At 73.2% G+C, this 18829-nt stretch carries 19 protein-coding genes; 12 read left to right on the top strand and 7 right to left on the bottom strand.

What is annotated here, in order from left to right:
* Positions 1-15 precede the first annotated feature (15 nt).
* The 11 genes from idi (at position 16) to N8K70_RS14870 (ending at position 9402) form a co-directional block, all read left to right on the top strand.
* Positions 16-585 carry an isopentenyl-diphosphate Delta-isomerase gene (gene idi, locus N8K70_RS14920; RefSeq protein WP_317139140.1) on the top strand — a complete coding sequence of 190 codons (570 nt, stop codon included), beginning with the start codon at positions 16-18 and terminating at the stop codon, positions 583-585.
* Positions 582-1631: a polyprenyl synthetase family protein gene (locus N8K70_RS14915; protein WP_317139139.1), complete on the top strand. Its 1050-nt coding sequence runs from the start codon at positions 582-584 to the stop codon at positions 1629-1631. Before idi ends, N8K70_RS14915 begins: the two co-directional genes overlap by 4 nt.
* Positions 1628-2503 (top strand): phytoene/squalene synthase family protein, encoded by an 876-nt coding sequence (locus N8K70_RS14910; protein ID WP_317139138.1) that lies wholly within the window; start codon positions 1628-1630, stop codon positions 2501-2503. Before N8K70_RS14915 ends, N8K70_RS14910 begins: the two co-directional genes overlap by 4 nt.
* A complete protein-coding gene (gene crtI, locus N8K70_RS14905) occupies positions 2500-4047 on the top strand; it encodes a phytoene desaturase family protein (protein WP_317139137.1) in 1548 nt (515 codons plus the stop codon). Before N8K70_RS14910 ends, crtI begins: the two co-directional genes overlap by 4 nt.
* Positions 4044-4373, top strand: coding sequence for a lycopene cyclase domain-containing protein (locus N8K70_RS14900; protein WP_317139136.1), 330 nt, complete (start codon positions 4044-4046; stop codon positions 4371-4373). The genes crtI and N8K70_RS14900 overlap by 4 nt, the downstream gene beginning before the upstream one ends.
* A complete protein-coding gene (locus tag N8K70_RS14895) occupies positions 4370-4684 on the top strand; it encodes a lycopene cyclase domain-containing protein (RefSeq protein ID WP_317139135.1) in 315 nt (104 codons plus the stop codon). The genes N8K70_RS14900 and N8K70_RS14895 overlap by 4 nt, the downstream gene beginning before the upstream one ends.
* Positions 4674-5534 carry a prenyltransferase gene (locus N8K70_RS14890; RefSeq protein WP_317139134.1) on the top strand — a complete coding sequence of 287 codons (861 nt, stop codon included), beginning with the start codon at positions 4674-4676 and terminating at the stop codon, positions 5532-5534. Before N8K70_RS14895 ends, N8K70_RS14890 begins: the two co-directional genes overlap by 11 nt.
* A 38-nt stretch (positions 5535-5572) precedes the next feature.
* Positions 5573-6757: a ferrochelatase gene (locus tag N8K70_RS14885; RefSeq protein ID WP_317139133.1), complete on the top strand. Its 1185-nt coding sequence runs from the start codon at positions 5573-5575 to the stop codon at positions 6755-6757.
* 203 nt (positions 6758-6960) lie between these two features.
* Positions 6961-7479 (top strand): FHA domain-containing protein, encoded by a 519-nt coding sequence (locus tag N8K70_RS14880; protein WP_317139132.1) that lies wholly within the window; start codon positions 6961-6963, stop codon positions 7477-7479.
* The gene (locus N8K70_RS14875; RefSeq protein ID WP_317139131.1) at positions 7476-8912 is read left to right on the top strand and encodes a serine/threonine-protein kinase; all 1437 of its coding nucleotides are present in this window, start codon (positions 7476-7478) and stop codon (positions 8910-8912) included. Before N8K70_RS14880 ends, N8K70_RS14875 begins: the two co-directional genes overlap by 4 nt.
* 67 nt (positions 8913-8979) lie before the next feature.
* A complete protein-coding gene (locus N8K70_RS14870; protein ID WP_317139130.1) occupies positions 8980-9402 on the top strand; it encodes a recombinase family protein in 423 nt (140 codons plus the stop codon).
* Position 9403: 1 nt separating this feature from the next.
* Here the strand turns inward: N8K70_RS14870 and N8K70_RS14865 are convergent, their stop codons facing one another.
* The 5 genes from N8K70_RS14865 to N8K70_RS14845 all read right to left on the bottom strand — a co-directional run bounded on the left by N8K70_RS14865 (position 9404) and on the right by N8K70_RS14845 (position 13808).
* Entirely contained in the window at positions 9404-9667 is a 264-nt protein-coding gene (locus tag N8K70_RS14865) for a glutaredoxin domain-containing protein (protein WP_317139129.1), read from the bottom strand.
* A 75-nt stretch (positions 9668-9742) separates the two neighbouring features.
* On the bottom strand, positions 9743-11284 hold the full coding sequence (arfA, locus tag N8K70_RS14860; RefSeq protein WP_317139128.1) for an arabinosylfuranosidase ArfA: 1542 nt from the start codon (positions 11282-11284) through the stop codon (positions 9743-9745).
* Positions 11285-11312: 28 nt separating this feature from the next.
* Positions 11313-12125, bottom strand: a complete 813-nt coding sequence (locus N8K70_RS14855) for a carbohydrate ABC transporter permease (RefSeq protein ID WP_317139127.1) — start codon at positions 12123-12125, stop codon at positions 11313-11315.
* 88 nt (positions 12126-12213) lie between these two features.
* Positions 12214-12414, bottom strand: a complete 201-nt coding sequence (locus N8K70_RS14850) for a hypothetical protein (RefSeq protein WP_317139126.1) — start codon at positions 12412-12414, stop codon at positions 12214-12216.
* A gap of 530 nt (positions 12415-12944) precedes the next feature.
* Positions 12945-13808, bottom strand: coding sequence for a LysR family transcriptional regulator (locus tag N8K70_RS14845; RefSeq protein ID WP_317139125.1), 864 nt, complete (start codon positions 13806-13808; stop codon positions 12945-12947).
* A 68-nt stretch (positions 13809-13876) separates the two neighbouring features.
* On the opposite strand from N8K70_RS14845, the gene N8K70_RS14840 reads away from it, so the two are divergent.
* Entirely contained in the window at positions 13877-14905 is a 1029-nt protein-coding gene (locus N8K70_RS14840) for an EamA family transporter (RefSeq protein WP_317139124.1), read from the top strand.
* A 72-nt stretch (positions 14906-14977) separates the two neighbouring features.
* Here N8K70_RS14840 and N8K70_RS14835 read toward each other — a convergent pair whose 3' ends face one another.
* Both N8K70_RS14835 and N8K70_RS14830 read right to left on the bottom strand, forming a co-directional pair.
* Positions 14978-16003, bottom strand: a complete 1026-nt coding sequence (locus N8K70_RS14835; RefSeq protein ID WP_317139123.1) for a LacI family DNA-binding transcriptional regulator — start codon at positions 16001-16003, stop codon at positions 14978-14980.
* Between the two features lie 111 nt (positions 16004-16114).
* On the bottom strand, positions 16115-18778 hold the full coding sequence (locus N8K70_RS14830) for a phosphoenolpyruvate carboxylase (protein ID WP_317139122.1): 2664 nt from the start codon (positions 18776-18778) through the stop codon (positions 16115-16117).
* Positions 18779-18829 lie beyond the last annotated feature (51 nt).

Here is an 18829-nt window from a genome sequence, read left to right as displayed (position 1 = left end):
ATTCGGGGGGAAGAGATGGACCGGACTGCGGAGCGCGTCGTGCTCCTCGACGAGCGGGGCGCGCCGACGGGCGCCGCTCCCAAGGCGGATGTGCACCACGCGGCGACGCCGCTCCACCTCGCGTTCTCCTGTCATGTGCTCGATGACCGGGGCCGCGTCCTCCTCACCCGTCGTGCGCTCTCGAAGCGCGCGTGGCCGGGAACCTGGACGAACGCCTTCTGCGGCCATCCCCAGCCGTTCGAGCCCGTCCCCGACGCCGTGCGGCGCCGCGCCGTCCAGGAGCTCGGCCTCTCCCTTCGCGATCTGCGGCTCGTCCTCCCCGACTTCCGCTATCGCGAGGTCGACGCCTCGGGAGTCGTCGAGAACGAGATCTGCCCCGTCTACGTCGCGGTCGCCGAGCGCGAGCCGGTGCTCGATCCGGACGAGGCGATGGACGCGCGGTGGCTGGAGCCCGCGGAGCTCGCGGCGGCGCTGACGGCCGCGCCGTGGGCGTTCAGCCCCTGGCTCGTGCTGCAGGCGCGGGAGCTCTCCCGGGCCGAGGACGGCGGCATCTCGGCGGCGGCATGGCGGGCGGCGGCGACATGACGATGAACGAGACGACGGCGCCCGGGGCCGTCGACGACGTGATCGACGCGTTCTTCGCCGAGCGGATCGCGCGTGCGGACCGGCTCGCCCCGTCGTACGCGGCGCTCTGGCGGCGGGCCGCGGAGGCATCCCTCGGCGGGAAGCGGCTCCGTCCGAGGCTTCTGCTCGCCGCACACGACGCGCTCGGCGGCGGAGATCGCGTCTCGGCGCTGACGGCGGCGGCGGCCTTCGAGCTGCTGCACACGGCTCTGCTCCTCCACGACGACGTGCTCGACGGCGACCTCGTCCGGCGCGGCCGGCCGAACCTCGCGGGAGGGTTCGCCGCCGATGCGCTCGACGACGGGCTGGGAGGCGCTGCGGCGAGCGCATGGGGCGAGGCCTCGGGCCTTCTCGCCGGCGACGTCCTCATCAGCGCCGTCCACGCGCTCGTCGCGCGACTGGAGACGCCGGCGCGCCGCGCGGTCCACGAGATCGTCGACGACAGCCTCTTCGTCACGGCGGCCGGCGAGCACGCCGACGTGGGCTTCGGGCTCGGCGCGATCCCCGCATCCGCGGCCGACATCGTGCGCATGATGGAGCAGAAGACGGCGAGCTACTCCTTCGCCGCGCCGTTGCGCGCAGCCGCGGCGATCGCGGAGGCGGGGCCGGACGTCGACGGGGCCCTGCACCGCGTCGGGACGCAGCTCGGCTTCCTCTACCAGCTGCGCGACGACGTCCTGGGCGTCTTCGGCGCGGAGGAGCGCACCGGGAAGAGCGTCCTCGGCGACCTGCGCGAGGGCAAGCGGACGCTTCTCATCGCCTTCGCGGAGGAGCAGCCGGCCTGGAGGCGCGTACGGCACCTCTTCGGGCGCCGCTCGCTCGAGGCCGACGACGCCGCCCGGCTGCGTGACGCGCTCCTCGCGTGCGGAGCGGCCGAGGAGATCGAGCGTCTCATCGACGAGCACCGCGGGCAGGCCTGCCGCGACATCGAGGACGCGTCGCTTCCCGCTCCCCTCCGACGAGAGCTCGTCGCGCTCGCCCATCGCATCGCGGAGCGCGACGGATGACCTCCGGTCTCGATCTCTACACGCGCACGGCGAGGCTCGCGTCGGCTCGCGTCATCCGCGCCTACTCGACATCCTTCGGGCTCGCCAGCCGCCTCCTGCCCCGCCGTGTGCGCGGGCACATCGCCGACGTCTACGCCCTCGTCCGCGTCGCGGACGAGATCGTCGACGGGCCGGCCGCGGAGGCCGGCGTCGCCGGCGCCGAGAGGCGCTCCCTCCTCGACGCGCTGGAGGCCGAGACGCTGGCCGCGATGGCACGCGGCTTCAGCGCGAACCTCGTCGTCCACGCGTTCGCGGCGACGTCGAGGCAGACGGGCATCGCGGCGGACCTCCTGCGGCCGTTCTTCTCGTCCATGCGGATGGACGCCGACGGCTTCGTCGCGCTCGACGAGGCCGCGTACCGCGCCTACGTCCACGGGTCGGCGGAGGTCGTCGGGTCGATGTGCCTCCGCGCCTTCGCGCAGGAGGGCCGGGGCATGGCGATCGACGACGGCTTGGAGGAGGGCGCCCGCCGGCTGGGCGCGGCGTTCCAGAAGGTCAACTTCCTCCGCGACCTCGCGGACGACCACCGGCGTCTCGGCCGCTCGTACTTCCCCGGCATCGATCCGCTGGCGTTCTCGGAGGACGACAAGCTCGGGATCGTCGCGGAGGTCGACGACGATCTCGCCGTCGCGCGTTCGGCCCTCACGAGGCTGCCACCCGCCTCGCGGCGGGCGACCGCGGCCGCCGCGGGCCTGTTCGGGCGGCTGAACGAGGAACTGCGCGTGACGCCGGCGGCGGAGCTGACGAGGCGCCGCGTCTCGGTTCCGCGTGCGGTCAAGCTCCGGGTGCTCGCGGCCGCCGTGGCGGGGCGGCCGGCGGCGGGGCGCGCATGACCGGCGGGCGGCGCGTCGTCGTGGTCGGCGGGGGCATCTCGGGGCTCGCGACCGCCGCGCTCCTGGCGGGCGACGGCGCCGACGTCACGCTCTTCGAGGCGCGCGACGAGCTCGGAGGACGTGCGGGACGCTGGCGGAAGGACGGTTTCGTCTTCGACACGGGCCCGTCGTGGTACCTGATGCCCGAGGTCTTCGACCACTTCTTCCGGCTGCTCGGGACGTCGGCGGCGGAGCAGCTGGACCTCGTGCGCCTCGACCCGGCCTACCGCGTGTACTTCGAGGGCGGCGAGGCGCCGTTCGACCTCCCCGACGAGAACGCCCGGGACGCGCTCGTCACGCTCGACCCCGCGTCCGCTCCGCGGCTCGACGCGTATCTCGCCTCGGCCGAGGAGACGTACGGCCTCGCGACCGACAGGTTCCTCTACAGCACCTTCGCGTCGTTCCGCCCTCTGCTCGGCGCCGACACCCTGCGCCGGCTGCCCCGGCTCGCACGACTGCTGGGCGAGCCGCTCGACCGCTTCATCCGCAGGCACTCCGACGACCCCCGCCTGCAGCAGATCCTCGGCTACCCGGCCGTGTTCCTCGGAACGTCGCCCGCCGCGGCGCCCAGCATGTACCACCTCATGAGCCACCTCGACGTGGGTCAGGGCGTCCTCTACCCGCGCGGGGGATTCGGCGCCGTGATCGACGCGATCGCCGCGCTCGCGGAGCGCCGCGGCGCCCGGCTGCGGACGGGGCGCCGCGTTCGTCGGATCACCGTGGCGGACGGAGCGGCGACGGGCGTGGACGTGGAGATCCCCGGCGGCGGCACGGAGCACGTCGAGGCGGACGTCGTCGTGTCGAGCGCAGACCTGGACGTCACGGAGAACCGCCTGCTCGCGTCGGCGCACCGCAGTCACGGCGCGACGTGGTGGGACAGGCGCGACCCGGGGCCCGGCGCCGTGCTCGCTCTGCTCGGCGTGCGCGGCGAGCTGCCCGAGCTCGCGCACCACACGCTCTTCTTCGCGCGCGACTGGGAGCGCGGCTTCGACGCGATCTACGGCGCCGACAAGCGCATCCCCGATCCCGCCTCCCTGTACGTCTGCCGGCCGAGCGCGACCGACGACGTCGCCCCCGAGGGTCACGAGAACCTCTTCGTGCTGGTGCCCGTCCCGGCGGATCCCGGCATCGGGGCCGGAGGCGTCGACGGTGCGGGGGATCCGGCCGTGGAGAGCACGGTGGACGCCGCGATCCACCAGATCGCGGGGTGGGCGGGGATCCCCGATCTCCGCGAGCGCGTCGTCGTGCGCCGCAGCATCGGGCCGGCCGACTTCGAGCGGGACTACGGCGCGTGGCGCGGCGGCGCGCTGGGGCCTGCGCACACGCTGAGGCAGAGCGCCTTCCTGCGCGGCTCCAACGCCTCCTCGCGTGTGAGGGGGCTGCTGTACGCGGGAGCGACGACCGTCCCCGGGATCGGCCTGCCGATGTGTCTCATCAGCGCCGAGCTCGTCGTCAAGCGACTGCGCGGCGACGTGTCGGCCGGGCCCCTCGCGGAGCCGCTGTGAGCGTCGTCTACCTCGCCGCGCTCGTCGTGTCGCTCGGCTGCGTGCTGCTCGTCGACCGCCGGTACCGTCTCTTCCTGTGGCACGCGCCCAAGGACGCCGCCGTCGTGCTCGCCGTGGGACTCGCGTTCCTCCTCGCGTGGGATCTCGCCGGCATCGGCCTCGGCATCTTCTTCCGTGCCGAGACGGAGCTGATGACCGGCGTCCTGCTCGCGCCGGAGCTCCCGCTCGAGGAGCCGGTGTTCCTGCTCTTCCTGTGCGAGCTCGCGATGGTCCTCGTCTGCGGCGCGAGCCGGCTCCTCGACCGGCGGAAGGACGGGGGCGCATGACCTACGCGCTGCTGTGCGCGCTCTTCCTGGGGCTCGCCGTCGTCGCGGCGCTCGCGCTGTCGGCGTCGCGTCCCGGCGGCGCGCGCCGCCCGGCCCCCGTCCCGCTCGCGCTCGCCGCGGGAGCCCTCGTCCTCCTCACGGCGGCGTTCGACAACCTCATGATCGCGGCGGGGCTCTTCGCCTACGCGGACGAGCACGTCTCGGGTCTGCGGATCGGGCTGGCGCCCGTGGAGGACTTCGCCTACCCGCTCGCCGTCGTCGTCCTGCTGCCGGCGCTGTGGTCGTTCCTCGGGAGGCGCCGTGATCGCTGACCTGCTCGCGGCCTCGCGCCCGCTCAGCTGGGTCAACACGGCCTATCCGTTCGCGGCGGCCTATCTGCTCGTCGCGCGCGAGGTCGACGCCGCCCTCCTCGTCGGCGCGCTGTTCTTCCTCGTCCCGTACAACCTCGCGATGTACGGCGTCAACGACGTCTTCGACTACGCCTCCGATCTCGCCAACCCGCGGAAGGGCGGCGTGGAGGGCGCGCTCCTCGACCCCCGCAGCCATCGCGCCGTGCTCATCGCGGCCGCGGCCGCGTGCCTGCCCTTCGTCGTCGTCCTCGTCCTCCTCGGGAGGCCGGCGTCCTGGGCCGTGCTCGCCGCGAGCCTGTTCGCGGTCGTCGCGTACTCCGCCCCGCCCTTCCGGTTCAAGGAGGTGCCGGTGCTCGACTCGCTCACGTCGAGCACGCACTTCGTGAGCCCCGCCGTCTACGGCATCGTGCTCGCCGGCGGCGTCCCGGATGCCGGCGCGATCGCGGTGCTCGCCGCCTTCTTCCTCTGGGGCGCGGCGAGCCACGCCTTCGGCGCGGTCCAGGACGTCGTGCCCGACCGGGAGGCGGGCATCGCGTCGATCGCGACCGTGCTGGGCGCGGCGCGGACGGTGCGCCTCGCGCTCGCCGCCTGGATCGCGGCGGGACTCCTCATGCTCGCCACGGGGCTCCCCGGGGCATGGGCGGCGCTTCTCGCGCTGCCGTACCTCGCCGCGGCGCTGCCGTATGCGCGCGTGTCCGACGCGGAGTCGGCGCGCGCGAACCGCGGCTGGCGCCGCTTCCTCTGGATCAACTACGTCTCGGGCTTCGTCGTCACGATGATCCTCATCGTCTTCGCGGCCGGGACCGCGTGATCCGCCATCCACCCTCCAGAGACACAGGAGCAGACCTCATGACCGCCTCGACCGCACCCGCCGTGCCCTTCGCCTCGCCCGCCTCCCGCGACGGGGCCCCGTTCGCCCGCGAGGCGCAGCGCTACGACGCCCTCCTCCTCGCCGGGTTCGGCGGACCGGAGGGGCAGGACGACGTCATCCCGTTCCTGCGGAACGTGACGCGCGGCCGCGGGATCCCCGACGAGCGGCTCGAGGAGGTCGCGCACCACTACCGCCACTTCGGCGGGGTGAGCCCCATCAACGCGCAGAACCGTGCGCTGAAGGCGGCGCTCGAGGCCGAGATCGCCCGTCGCGGCATCGATCTCCCCGTGTACTGGGGCAACCGCAACTGGGCGCCGTACCTGTCCGACGCCGTGACGGACGCGGCGCGGAACGGCCATGCGCGTCTCCTCGCCTTCGCGACGAGCGCCTACAGCTCGTTCTCCAGCTGCCGCCAGTATCGCGAGGACTTCGCGCGCGTGCTCGACGAGACGGCGCTCGGCGACGTCGTGACGATCGACAAGATCCGGCAGTTCTTCGACCACCCCGGCTTCGTCGACGCGTTCGTCGACGGCGTCGTCCAGGCCCTTCGCGGCTTCTTCGACGAGGGGACGTCCGTCGAGGGCATCCGTGTCCTCTTCACGACGCACAGCATCCCCACCGAGGACGCGCGCCGTTCCGGGCCGAGGGACGTCGACTTCGGCGACGAGGGGGCCTACGGCGCCCAGCACCGGGCCGTGGCGTCCGCCGTCATGGACAGGGTGCGGGCGGACGAGCCCCGTGCCGCCGAGGTCGCGTGGGAGCTCGTGTTCCAGTCGCGCTCGGGCCCCGCGTCGCAGCCGTGGCTCGAGCCCGACATCTGCGATCGCATCGCCGAGCTGCCGGCTGAGGGCGTCCGGGCCGTCGCGATCGTGCCGGTCGGCTTCGTGAGCGACCACATGGAGGTCATGTGGGACCTCGACAACGAGGCGCTCGAGGCGGCGTCCGAGGCGGGCTTGAGCGCCGTGCGGACGCCGACCCCCGGGATCGACCCCGCGTTCGTCTCCGGCATCGTCGACCTCGTGGAGGAGCGGATGGCGGCGACCCCGCCGGAGGAGCGCGCGAGCGCTGTGGGCCTCGGACCCTGGTACGACGTGTGCCGCCCCGGCTGCTGCGAGAACGTGCGAGCGGGGTTCAAGCCCGCCGCGGCGGGCCTCGCCCCGTGATCGCGACGGGGTCGAGACCCTGAGGCGACCGTCGAGAGGATCGGGGATCCCGTCGCCCGGGGGTGCACGGGTACCCTGGAGATCCACGACCGCGCGCCGAGGAGTCCACGCAGCCGCGCGGGGAGGCAGGCATCGGGAGGCGGATCGCGAATGAGGATCCCGTCGCGGGTGCGCGTCCGTCCCATACGATCCGGAGACCGGCGATGACGGCGCACGGCGAGCAGCCGGATCCCCTCGTCGGCGACACCCTCGTCCCCTTCGACGAGGCCTCCGGCGACGGCGTCGTCACGCCCTCCGCCCCCGCGCGCGGCGTCGTCGGACGGGCGGGCGCCCCGGTCGCCGCGCCGCGACCCGGGCGGCTCGTCCCGTTCGGGACGCGTGCCGTCTTCGGGCGCATCCGGCTCTCCGGGGGAGACGTCGTCGAGCTCGACCGGCCGGTCGTGGTGGGCCGTCGCCCTCGCGGCGTGCGCGCGACGGACGAGGCGCCGCGCCTCGTGACGGTCGAGAGCCCGTCGTCGGACATCTCCCGCAGCCACGTCGAGGTCCGCCCCGACGCCGACGGGGTCGTCGTGGTCGACCTGCACTCGACGAACGGCACGACCCTCCTGCGCGGCGGCGCGGCGCCCGTGCAGCTGTACCCCGGGGAGCACACGCTCGTCGTCTCGGGCGACGTCGTCGACCTGGGCGACGGCGTGACGATCGCGTTCGAGGACCTGCCGTGAGCCCGAGTCGTCCCGCGGCCCCGCCGCCGCGCATCCCCGGGTTCCGCCACGTCGACCTGCTCGGGTCCGGCGGCTTCGCCGACGTCTACCGCTACGAGCAGGAGCTGCCGCGCAGGCAGGTCGCGATCAAGGTGCTGCCGGCCGATCGCGAAGGGGCCTCGACGGCGCGGTTCACGGCGGAGGCCAACGTCATGGCGATGCTGTCGACCCATCCGGCGATCGTCACGATCCTGCAGGCGGGCGTCTCCGACGACGGGCGGCCCTACCTCGTGATGGAGTACTGCCCCGGGTCGAACCTGCAGGCGCGCTGCCGCCGCGAGCCGTTCTCCGTCGCCGAGGCGCTGCGCGTGGGGATCCCCATCGCATCGGCCGTCGAGACGGCGCACCGGGCGGGCGTGCTGCACCGCGACATCAAGCCCGCGAACATCCTCGTCACGGAGTACCGGCGTCCCGCCCTGACCGACTTCGGCATCGCGGCCACATCGCTGGGCTCGCCGGAGACGACGTGCGTGTCGATCCCGTGGTCGCCGCCGGAGTCGTTCGGCGACGTCGCGCGCAGCGGCCCGCGCTCCGACGTGTATCAGCTCGGGGCGACCCTGTACACGCTCCTCGCGGGGCGTTCGCCGTTCGAGCTCGCCGGCGGCGGGAACACGACCGGAGAGCTCATCGAGCGGATCGAGCGGATGGAGCTGCCCCGGATCGACCGGCCGGACGTGCCGCCGTCGCTGCAGGCCGTGCTCGCCACGGCGACGGCGAAGGACCCCGCCGATCGCCACAGGAGCGCGCTCGCGTTCGCCCGTGCGCTGCAGAAGGTCCAGATCGAGCTCGCGCACGCGGTGACCCCCATCGACATCGTGGAGGATGTGTCGTCGGTCGAGCCCGCGGAGGACGAGGAGGCGGGGCTCACCCGCGTGCGCGTCGTCGCGGGCGCCGCGCCCGCGGGCACGGATGCCGAGCCTGCTCGTCCGGCGCGCCGCGCGCCGGCGCCCCGCGTCGCCGAGAGGGTCTGGCGGGGGCGCGGCGGGGTGCGCGGCCGCCGGTCGCGGGCCGTCGCAGGAGGCGTCGTCGCGGCCGTCGTGCTCGGGGTCGTCGGATCCCTCCTGCCCGCGCTCGTCGACCGCAGCTCGGCGCGGGCGCTGGACGCGAGCACCGTCAGCGCGCGGACGGCCGTCCCCGCCGTGCCCGGGGTGGAGGATCTCGCGGGCTGGCGGCAGGGGGACGAGGCCGTCTTCACCTGGACGAACCCCGAGCCGCTCGACGGCGACAGCTACCTGTGGGCGGTCGCGAGCGTCGGCTCCGAGCCCGGTTTCGACCGCACGGCGGAGCCCACGGTGACCGTTCCGGCCGTCGAGGGGGAGACCTGCGTCGAGGTGATCCTGCGTCGCGACGACGGATGGAGCTCCGAGGCGGTCGTCGGGTGCGTGGACGGCTGAATCGCGTGTGGCGAAAGGGGGGAATCCTCCGCTCCGACACGGCAGAATGGAGGTGGAGGCCGACCACATGACGCACGCAGAGACGACCGGTACGGAGACGCATCAGGCAGCGGAGTGCCCGACGTGCTTCGTCGAGCTCCAGCGGGACCGGGGCTGGTGGCAGGCACGGCCGGCGGGCTCGCGGCTCGTCGGGCTCGTCGTGCAGCGCGACGACATGCCCTCGATCATCCAGCAGCGCGACGACCTCACCCGGTTCGGCGTGCCGATCGAGGGGTTCCGCCATCCCGCTCCCGACATCCTCGAGTCGTGGGAGCAGCGTCTGCAGCGTCTCTTCTCGCGGCTGAAGACCGGCGACGTGCTCGTCGTCGCGAGCGTGCACGCGCTCGGGCGCGACGCCGCCGAGGAGGTGCGCACGATCGCCGAGCTCTCACGCCGCGGCGTGGTCGTGAAGGTGCTCGATCACGGGCAGAAGCACCTTCACGACGCCTGACTCAGATGAGGCTGAGGTCTTTCAGCTTCGACTCGACGTCGGCGTTCGACGGCTCGACGTGGAACGACGCGTCGGGGTAGACGACGACGGGGATGTTCGTCCGGCCCGAGATGTCCTTCGCGACGTCGGCCGCGGCGGGTTCCGCCTCGAGGTCGACGTACGTGTAGGCGACGCCCAGCCCGTCGAGCTGCGCCTTGGTGCGGCGGCAGTCGCGGCACCACTCGGCGCCGAACATCGTGATCTCGTTGCTCGCAGGAGTCGTCATGCCTTCCAGGGTACGCGCGCCGGGACGGTGTGGCGCGGGCGGGGCGTGCGTCGGGCACGGCGTCGGCCGCGCCGCTCAGGCGCGGCGGACGTCGAGCACGACGGCCGCCCACGACAGCGGCGGCAGCGTCGCGCGGAGCGTGCCGTCGTCGAGGCCCACGTCGCGCAACGGCACGAGGCCGACGCGCTCCTGATCGGTCTCGACGTTTGCCGACAGGCGGTCGCCGTCGCCCGGCACCGTGAGGACCTCCGCCGACCGGACGCCCGTGGCCGCGAGCCCGCGCAGGTCCACGGCGACGTCTCCTGCCTCCGCGAGCGAGCGGTTCGCGAGGAAGAGCGAGATCGTGCCCGCCTCCTCGTCCCACGTCGCGGCCGCATCCACCGCGTCGACGTCGCCGAACCGCGCCGTCGGCACCTGCGACGACTCGACCGCGAGGCGGAGGATCCGGCCCTGTGCGAGCTTCGCGATGCGCGCGAAGGGCCAGAAGATCGACTGGCGCCACGCCGGCCCGCCCTCCTCGGAGCGGATGGGCGCGATGACGTTGACGAGCTGCGCCTGGTTCGCGATCCGCACGCGGTCGCCGTGACGGAGCAGGCTGTGCAGGAACGTCCCCACGACCACGGCGTCCGTGACGTTGTAGGCGTCCTCGATGAGACGCGGATGCTCGCGCCATTGCTTCGAGGCCGAGACGATGTGCGGCTGGTCGTCCGTGTCGAGCCCGCGCTGGTACCAGACGTTCCACTCGTCGAACGAGATGTCGACCTGCTTCCGGTGCTTGCCCGCGGCCTTCACCGCGTCGATGGTCGCGACGACGCCGTCGATGAAGGCGTCCATGTCGACGGCCTCGGCGAGGAACGACGCCGCATCCCCGTCGTGCTCCTGGTAGTAGGCGTGCATCGAGATGTAGTCGACCTCGTCGTAGGCGTGCGTGAGGACGGTGTGCTCCCACGTGCCGAAGGTCGGCATCTGCCGGTTCGACGACCCCACGGCGACGAGCTCGATCGACGGGTCGACCAGGCGCATGGCCTTGGCCGTCTCCTGCGCAAGGCGCCCGTACTCGTGCGCCGTCTTGTGCCCGATCTGCCACGGGCCGTCGAGCTCGTTGCCGAGGCACCACAGCGTGATGCCGAACGGGTCTGCGGCGCCGTTGCGGCGGCGCAGGTCCGACCAGGCCGTGCCGCCCGGATGGTTCGCGTACTCCACGAGCGCGCGCGCCTCCTCGACGCCGCGCGTGCCGAGGTTCACGGCCTCCATGACCTCGACGCCCGCCTCACCCGCCCAGTCGACGAACTCGTGCAGGCCGAAGGCGTTCGTCTCGATCGTGTGCCAGGCGCCGTCGAGCCTCCGCGGCCGCTCGCCGACCGGGCCGACGCCGTCCTCCCAGCGATACCCCGAGACGAAGTTGCCGCCGGGATAGCGCACGACCGTCGGGCCGAGCTCGCGCACGAGCTCCAGGACGTCCGTGCGGAATCCCCGCTCGTCGGCCTGCGGGTGCCCCGGCTCGTAGATGCCGGTGTAGACGCAACGGCCCATGTGCTCGACGAACGAGCCGAAGAGCCTCCGCGGCACGTCGGCGATCGTGAAGTCGCGGTCGATGGCGATGCGGGCGTGGGTCATGGTTCTCCTGTTCGTGGGTGGCGGACGCTCACTGACCGCCGAAGCCGGTGGTCGCGACGCCCTTGACGATCTGCTTCTGGAAGACGAGGAACACGACGATGAGCGGCAGCGCGGCGAGCACGGCCTGCGCCATCACCTGCGCGTACTGCACGCCGTCGGCGCTGATGACGGTCTGGAGGCCCATGGGGAGCGTCATGAGCTGCGTGTCGCCTATGACGAGGAACGGCCAGAGGAAGTTGTTCCACGCGCCGATGAACACGAAGATCGCCACCGCCCCGAGGATGGGGCGCGACAGCGGCAGCACGATCGACCAGAGCACGCGCAGCCGGGTCGCCCCGTCCATCCGTACGGCCTCCTCCAGCTCGATGGGCACCTGATCGAAGAACCGCTTGAGCACGAACACCATCGTCGGCGCGACGACCTGCGGCAGGATGAGCCCCCCGTGCGTGTCGACCAGGTCGAACGCCAGCATCTCGGAGAACAGCGGGATGATGAGCACCTGCGGCGGCACGACGATCGAGGCGACGACGAGCACGAAGAGCCACCGGCGCCCGCTGAAGTCGAGGCGCGAGAAGGCGTAGGCCGCGAGCGCCGAGATGGCGAGCGTGATGGCCGTGATCGCCGTCGACGTCCAGAGGCTGTTGAGCGCCCAGACGGAGACGTTGCCCTGCGAGAGGATGGCCGTGAACGCCTCGGCCGTCGGGCCGCTCCGGCCGATCCACGTCGTCGTCGAGGCGGCGTCCGTCTCGGACGTGAACGCCGTCGCGACCGCCCAGAGGAACGGCAGCAGCCATCCGGCAGCGGGAGCCGCGAGCACGAGGAACGCGAGCACGCTCAGCACGCCGAACGGCGCGCGCCGGGTGCGCGGTGGGGTCGTCGGGGTCTGCGGATCGCGCTCCCGGGCGCGACGATCGTGCGGGTGGCCGTGGTCATGGCCTGTCCTTCCTGCGTCGGGTGACGGCCGCCTGCGTGAACCCGACGACGACGATGAGCGCGAAGAACACGTACGAGACGGCGGCGGAGTGGCCGAAGCGGTAGTCGACGATTCCGGCCTCGTAGATGTACTGGACGATCGACCGGGTCGTGTCGCTCGAGACGCCCTCGAGCATCGGAGGCCGCCGGGCGCCCATCCGTTGACGCGCGTGGCGTGCATGATCGCGACGTCGGGCGCGCGTCCGCCGGCGCCGGCCATCGCGAGCTTCGTGTAGTACGGCTCACGCCACGCGAGCACCGTGGGGCGGGCGCGATAGGCCGACTGCGCGGCGTTGGCCGCGTCGAGCAGGCCCGACATCGTCACACCGTCGCCGCCGCTCAGCAGGTGCCAGAACTGCAGCTCCTGAGCGGAGGGGGAGCCGCCCGCGGGTGCGCACCCCGCGAGGTGGGCGGCGCCCGCGAACAGCTGACGCCGTGTGAGGGAGACAGGGGGTGCCATCGTCACTCCTTCGTGACCGTCCGACGGAGACGCACACATAATTACATCGATGTAATGATGTGTGCAAGGGGTCCCTCGCTCGGTCTGTCCCATCCGCCCCGTCCAGCCCGACGCCTGCTGCTTCGAATGACGAATTCGACCCGGTTTGCGCCCTCGAGTGGGACGTTTTCGTCATTCGAACCGCGTCGGTCGATCAGGGCTGCCCGCTCATCCGCGCCCTGCGGGCCGTCAAGCAGGGGCGCGGTAGAGCGCGGTGAGGGCGGTGACGAGGCCGGAGAGGCCCGGAGGCGGGTCGTCCCTCCGCCATGCGAGGCGCACCGAGATGGCCGGCCCGTCGCTGACGGGGCGGTACGCCACGCCGGGGCGGGGATTGTGCGCCGCCGTCGCCTCGGACGTCGTTCCGATGCCGGCGCCCGCGGCGATCGCGTCGAGCCATTCCTCCACGTCGGACGTCCGCGACAGGACGGTCGGACGGGCGCCCTCCGGCCAGAGCTCCGGGACGGTCGTGCCCGTGCGGGTGTCGACGAGGACGGGTCGCGCGGCGATCTCCGCCATCCGGATGGTCCGGCGCCGCGCCCAGTCCGCGTCGTCGGCGGCGAATGCGACCATCCGGCGTTCCAGGCCGACGGAGACCGCCTCGAAGCGGCGCTCGTCCAGCGGGGTGCGGACGATGGCCGCGTCGCAGAGACCCTCGTCCAGCCCGGCCGTGACCGTGTTGTGGCGGACGAGCCGCAGCGTGACCGCAGGATGATCCCGCGCCCATCCGCGCAGGAGCGGCGTCGTGTGGCGCCCGGCTGCCGCCCAGGCGTAGCCGAGGCGCAGCGTGGACTCCTCGCTGCGGATCATCTCGTCGAAGCGTGCCGCCTCGGCGAGGACGCGGCGAGCCTGCGGAAGCACGCGTCGCCCCAGCGCGGTGGGCTCGCAGCCGCGACGCGTCCGCAGCATCAGGCGTGCCCCGACGCTCTCCTCCAGGCCCGCGATGGTGCGGGAGACGGCGGCCTGGGAGACGCCCAGCTCGATAGCCGCATCCGTGAAGGTGCCCGTCTCGGCTGCCGCGACGAGATGCCGCAGCGCCCGCAGATCCCATTCCATGAACAAATCGTATGACACATCCGTCAGATGCATTTTGGGAATACCTCGATCTCTGGTGATCTCGTCTCATGGACACCGCCCTCAGCCGTCAGGCTCCCGCGCCCGGCACGCCGCTGTCGCCCGACACCGCCACGCCTCGTCAGCGGACGGGCGGTGTCGCGGTCATGCTCGCGTCCGGTGCGAGCAACCAGTTCGGGGCCGCCGCCGGTGCCCTGGCGTTCCCCGCGATCGGCGCGTTCGGCGTCGTCGCGATACGCCAGATCGTGGCGGCCGTCGCCCTCAGCGCGCTTGCCCGCCCGCGGTTCCGTGCGCTCGACAGGGCGGCCTGGGCTCTCGTCGCCGGGCTCGCCGTCACGTTCGGCGCCATGAACATCACGCTGTACTCCGCCGTGGACCGTCTCGGCCTCGGGACGGCCGTCACGCTGGAGTTCCTCGGGCCGCTCGCCGTCGCCGTCGTGACATCGCGCCGCGCCAGGGATGTCGCCGGTGCGGCCGTCGCGGCTCTCGGCGTGCTCGTGCTGACCCAGCCGCAGCCCACGAGCGACATCGCCGGGCTGGGCCTCGGGCTGGCGTCGGCCTTCGCGTGGGCGGCGTACATCCTCCTCAACCGCGCGCTCGGGAGCAGGCTCTCGGGACTCCGGGCCGCCTCCGCCGCCAGCGTCCTCTCCGCGATCGCGTGGGCCGTTCCCGCCGTCGTGTGGTTCAGCGTGCACCCGCCGAGCCTGCGGGCGGTGGGCCTCGCCGTCGTGTGCGGGCTCCTCTCGTCGGCCGTGCCCTACGCGGCCGACCTCGTCACGCTGCGCCGCGTGCCGACGTCGTTGTTCGGCACGTTCATGAGCATCAATCCGGTCTGGGCGGCGACGGCAGGCTGGCTCGTGCTCGGGCAGGCGCTCGCCGTGAACGAGTGGATCGGGATGGGGCTCGTCGTGATCGCGAACGTCGTCGTCACCGCGGCAGGGCTCGGGCGCCCTGGGGCGCCCCCGCGTGCGACGGCGGCGCCTCCGTCGGATGCCGGTCCGGCGTCCGACGAACACAACGCAGGAGAATCGCGGCGGTCTGGCAGAGGCCGCCGCGGAATGACGGGGCTTCTTCCGTGACGGGAGCCCGGGATTCCTGCGTTGTGCACGATACGGCGGACGCACGGAGCCGGCCGCTGCACCGAACCCGGCTCAGACTCCTCCCGTGCTCGCCCGCACGACGACCTCGTACGGCACGGTCACGGCGCGGGGCGGAGTGGTGCGCGCGTCGATGCGCGACTCCAGCAGCGTGAGGGCCTCGCTCGCGAACGCACGGCGGTCGAAGCGGACGGTCGTGAGAGCAGGGGTCGCGAACCGGGCGATCTCGACGTCGTCGAAGCCCGTGACGAGCACGTCCTCGGGAACGCGGACGCCCTGCGCGTGGAGGGCGTGCAGCGCGCCGACGGCGATGGAGTCGGTGAAGGCGACGACCGCGTCGAAGGGCGTCGCTCGCGCGATCAGCTCGTCGACGGCGGACGCGCCGGCGGCCGCGCTCCACGGGAAGTGGTTCACCTCGAGCGCGGGGACGACGTCCAGCCCGGCCTCGCGAAGGGCGTCGCGGTAGCCCGCGAGCCTCAGCCTGCTCGTCGCGGTCGCGATATCGGCGCGGCCGTCTCCGCCCACCGCGGCGACCCGGCGGGCGCCGCGTTCGATGACGTGCCGTGTGATCGAGGCCGCAGCGGCGCGGCTGTCGACGAGGACGCGGTCGGTGACGTGCTGCTCGACCTCGCCGATGAGCACGACGGGCGGAAGGCGGTCGGCGTGCTCCACGGCGCTGTCCTCGAGCCGGATGGGATTGAGGATGACGCCGTCGACGAGGTGCGCACGGGCGCGCGACAGCAGCTCGTACTCGCGTCCGGGCTCGGCCCCCGTCTCCTCGATCTGCACCGCGAACCCCCGTTCGTGCGCGACCTCGACGATGCTGTGCAGCAGGTCGGCCGAGAACGCCGTCGCGAGATCGGGGAGGGCGACCGCGATCGTCCCGGAGCGCCCGTTGCGCAGGCCTCGCGCGCTGAGGTTCGGCACGAAGTCGAGCTCGCGCATGGCGGCCTCGACGCGCTCGACCGTCTCCGGCCGCACGAAGGTCGTGCCCGTCACGACGTTCGACACGGTCTTCGCCGAGACGCCCGCCAGCGCGGCCACGTCCTTCATCGTGGCCCGTGTTCCCCTCCCCGCCATCCGCCCAGGATAGGGCCCGCACGACCGGTGCGCCCGCTCAGAGGACGATCCGGCACCCGTCTGCGCGCGGCGAGAGGGGGCCGGATCGTCATCCGGGCGATGCGAGGGGAGTCAGCCGGTGTTCTGCAGGCCGGCCGCGACGCCCGACACCGACAGGAGCAGCAGGTGCTGCTGCTCGGGATCGGCCGGCGCATCGACGGGGGCGTCGCGCAGCGCGCGGAGGGCGCGCAGCTGCAGCAGCGACAGCGCGTCGACGTAGGGGCTGCGCAGCTTCACGGCGCGCTGCAGCACGGGCTTGTTCGCGAGCAGCTCCCCGCCGCCGGAGATGCGCACGACCCCGTCGCGCGTGAGCGCCATCTCGTCCATGACGAGCGCGGCGAGGTCGTCCCGGTCGCCGAGCGCGAGGTACTGCCGCGCGATGCGGTCGTCGGCCTTCGCGAGGCTCATCGCGACGTTGTCGATCATCGTGCGGAAGAGGGGCCACTCGGCGTAGGCCTCCACCAGCTGCGCCTCGTCGCCGACCGCCTCGAGCGCCGTGCCCAGGCCGAACCATCCGGCGAGGTTGATGCGCGCCTGCGTCCATGCGAACACCCACGGGATCGCGCGGAGGTCCTCCAGCGACTCGACCGACAGGCCGCGTCGTGCGGGCCGTGACCCGAGCGCGAGGAGGCCGACCTCCTCCATGGGCGTCACGGTGGCGAACCACGGTGCGAAGCCGGGGGCCTTCACGAGCTCGAAGAACCGCGCGCGCGACGTCGTCTCCAGAGCCTGCGCGATGCCGGCGTACCGCTCGGCGGCGGCGCGGTTGCGCTCCTCGTTCGAGGGGGCGGACGCGGTGAGGATGGCCGCGGCGACCTGGTCGATGTGCCGCATCGCGATGTCGGCGTCGCCGTAGCGGGCGAAGATGACCTCGCCCTGCTCCGTGAGCTTGAAGCGTCCGTCCACCGAGTGCGGCGGCTGCGCGAGGATGGCGCTGTTCGCCGGCCCGCCGCCGCGGCCGAGGGCGCCGCCCCGGCCGTGGAAGAGCGTCAGCTCGATGCGCTGCTCCTGCGCCCACGCGGCGATCGCGGCCTGCGCCTCGTAGAGGGCGAGGTTCGCGGCGACGGGGCCGACGTCCTTGGAGGAGTCGGAGTAGCCGAGCATCACCTCGAGGCGCCGGCCTGTGGCATCCAGGCGCGCGGAGAACTCGGGATGGTCGACGATCTCCGCGAGGATGCGCGGGGCGGCCTGCAGGTCGGCGAACGTCTCGAACAGGGGGATGACGTCGAGCACGGGGACGGTCCCGGTGTCGCCCACCGCGTACCGCGCGAGGCGGTGCACGTTCGCGAGGTCCTCGGCCGACCGTGTGAACGAGACGATGTAGCGGCCGGCCGCCCGCGGGCCGAAGCGCTCCTGGATGTAGGAGATCGCGCGGAAGACCTCGAGGACCTCCTCGGTCTGCGCGCTGCGGGCCCCTCCGGCGTCGAGCTCGGCGAGCACGGTGGCGTGCACCGCGGAGTGCTGGCGCACCTCGAGCTCGGCGAGATGGAAGCCGTACGTCTCGACCTGCCAGATGAGCTCCTGCAGCTGCCCGTAGGCCTGGCGCGCCGCGCCCGCCTGCGCGAGGGAGCCCTGGACGACGCGGAGGTCGGCGATGAGGTGCTCGGGGTCGCGGTAGGCGAGGTCGGCGTCGCGCGTGCGCGTCGCGACGATCTTGCGCGACAGGAGAAGGAGGGTCCGGCGGTGCGGCTCGTCGGGCGAGCGCTTGGCGATCTCGGCGGCGGCCTCCTCGTCGGCGCTGCGCAGGCGATCCCAGAGCGCGAGCAGGTCGTCGCTCGGCGGGGTCGTCGTCGCGTCGAGCGTGAGCCCGCGGCCGACGCGCTGCGCGGCGCGCTCGAGGCCGAGGAGCACGTGCTCGCTCGCGATCGCGGCGGCCTTCCTGCTGACCTTGGCGGTGACGAAGGGGTTGCCGTCGCGGTCGCCGCCGACCCAGCTGCCCACGCGCACGAAGGGCTCGACGATCGGCGGGCGGTCGCCGGACGCCTGGAGGGTGTCGTCGACGCGGCGGTAGATCTCGGGCACCGTGGTGAAGAGCGTGTCGTCGAACACCGCCATGACCGCGCGCACCTCGTCCTGCGGCGAGGGCTTCTCGGCGCGGATGGGCGCGGTGCGCCAGAGCGTGTCGATCTCCTCGAGCATGAGGCGCTCGACGCGCCGCTCGGCCGAGCCGCCCTGCGGAGTCGCTCCGAGCTCGTCGACGAGCGACGAGAGCCGGCGGATGCTCGTGGACACCGCGCGACGCCGCGCCTCGGTCGGGTGCGCGGTGAAGACGGGATGGAAGCGGAGGGACCGGAGGCGCTCCCGCGCCGCATCGGCGCCGATCTCGGCCGCCAGCTCCGCGAAGGCTCCCGCGATCGTGCCGCGCGGGTCGCGTTCGGGCTGCCCCTCTCGCTCGCGCAGGACGCGCACGCGCTGGTGCTCCTCGGCGAGGTTCACGAGGTGGAAGTAGGCGGTGAAGGCGCGTGCCACCTCGTCCGCCCGCTCGACAGAGAACGCGTCGGCGATCCGCACGGCGCGGTCGAACGCCTCGGAGCCGGGGTCGGTGTACGCGTGGATCGTCGCGATGCGCAGCCGCTCGACGTCCTCGTACAGGCCGGTGGAGCCGCTCTCGCGCAGCACCCGGCCGAGCAGGGAGCCGAGCAGCCGGACATCCGCACGCATCTGCTCCGGGATCTCCTGCTCCGCCTCCAGCCGTCCGACGGCGTCGAGGGCTTCCGTGGGAGTGGGATCGTGCATGCGTACAACGGTATCGCCCGCATGAGCGCCTCCCGTCCATGCGCGGCGGGG

The organism is Microbacterium sp. AB, assembly GCF_032878875.1.
Classification (GTDB): domain Bacteria; phylum Actinomycetota; class Actinomycetes; order Actinomycetales; family Microbacteriaceae; genus Microbacterium; species Microbacterium betulae.
The sequence above is the reverse complement of the archived record's forward strand: the minus strand, read 5'-3'. Positions and strand labels throughout refer to the sequence as shown.

Bases quoted from the DNA above. Each gene is read 5' to 3' on its own strand.
- idi (WP_317139140.1), top strand. From the start codon at position 16: ATGGACCGGACTGCGGAGCGCGTCGTGCTCCTCGACGAGCGGGGCGCG.
- N8K70_RS14915 (WP_317139139.1), top strand. From the start codon at position 582: ATGACGATGAACGAGACGACGGCGCCCGGGGCCGTCGACGACGTGATC.
- N8K70_RS14910 (WP_317139138.1), top strand. From the start codon at position 1,628: ATGACCTCCGGTCTCGATCTCTACACGCGCACGGCGAGGCTCGCGTCG.
- crtI (WP_317139137.1), top strand. From the start codon at position 2,500: ATGACCGGCGGGCGGCGCGTCGTCGTGGTCGGCGGGGGCATCTCGGGG.
- N8K70_RS14895 (WP_317139135.1), top strand. From the start codon at position 4,370: ATGACCTACGCGCTGCTGTGCGCGCTCTTCCTGGGGCTCGCCGTCGTC.
- N8K70_RS14885 (WP_317139133.1), top strand. From the start codon at position 5,573: ATGACCGCCTCGACCGCACCCGCCGTGCCCTTCGCCTCGCCCGCCTCC.
- N8K70_RS14880 (WP_317139132.1), top strand. From the start codon at position 6,961: ATGACGGCGCACGGCGAGCAGCCGGATCCCCTCGTCGGCGACACCCTC.
- N8K70_RS14870 (WP_317139130.1), top strand. From the start codon at position 8,980: ATGACGCACGCAGAGACGACCGGTACGGAGACGCATCAGGCAGCGGAG.
- N8K70_RS14865 (WP_317139129.1), bottom strand. From the start codon at position 9,667: ATGACGACTCCTGCGAGCAACGAGATCACGATGTTCGGCGCCGAGTGG.
- arfA (WP_317139128.1), bottom strand. From the start codon at position 11,284: ATGACCCACGCCCGCATCGCCATCGACCGCGACTTCACGATCGCCGAC.
- N8K70_RS14850 (WP_317139126.1), bottom strand. From the start codon at position 12,414: ATGGGCGCCCGGCGGCCTCCGATGCTCGAGGGCGTCTCGAGCGACACG.
- N8K70_RS14845 (WP_317139125.1), bottom strand. From the start codon at position 13,808: ATGGAATGGGATCTGCGGGCGCTGCGGCATCTCGTCGCGGCAGCCGAG.
- N8K70_RS14840 (WP_317139124.1), top strand. From the start codon at position 13,877: ATGGACACCGCCCTCAGCCGTCAGGCTCCCGCGCCCGGCACGCCGCTG.
- N8K70_RS14835 (WP_317139123.1), bottom strand. From the start codon at position 16,003: ATGGCGGGGAGGGGAACACGGGCCACGATGAAGGACGTGGCCGCGCTG.
- N8K70_RS14830 (WP_317139122.1), bottom strand. From the start codon at position 18,778: ATGCACGATCCCACTCCCACGGAAGCCCTCGACGCCGTCGGACGGCTG.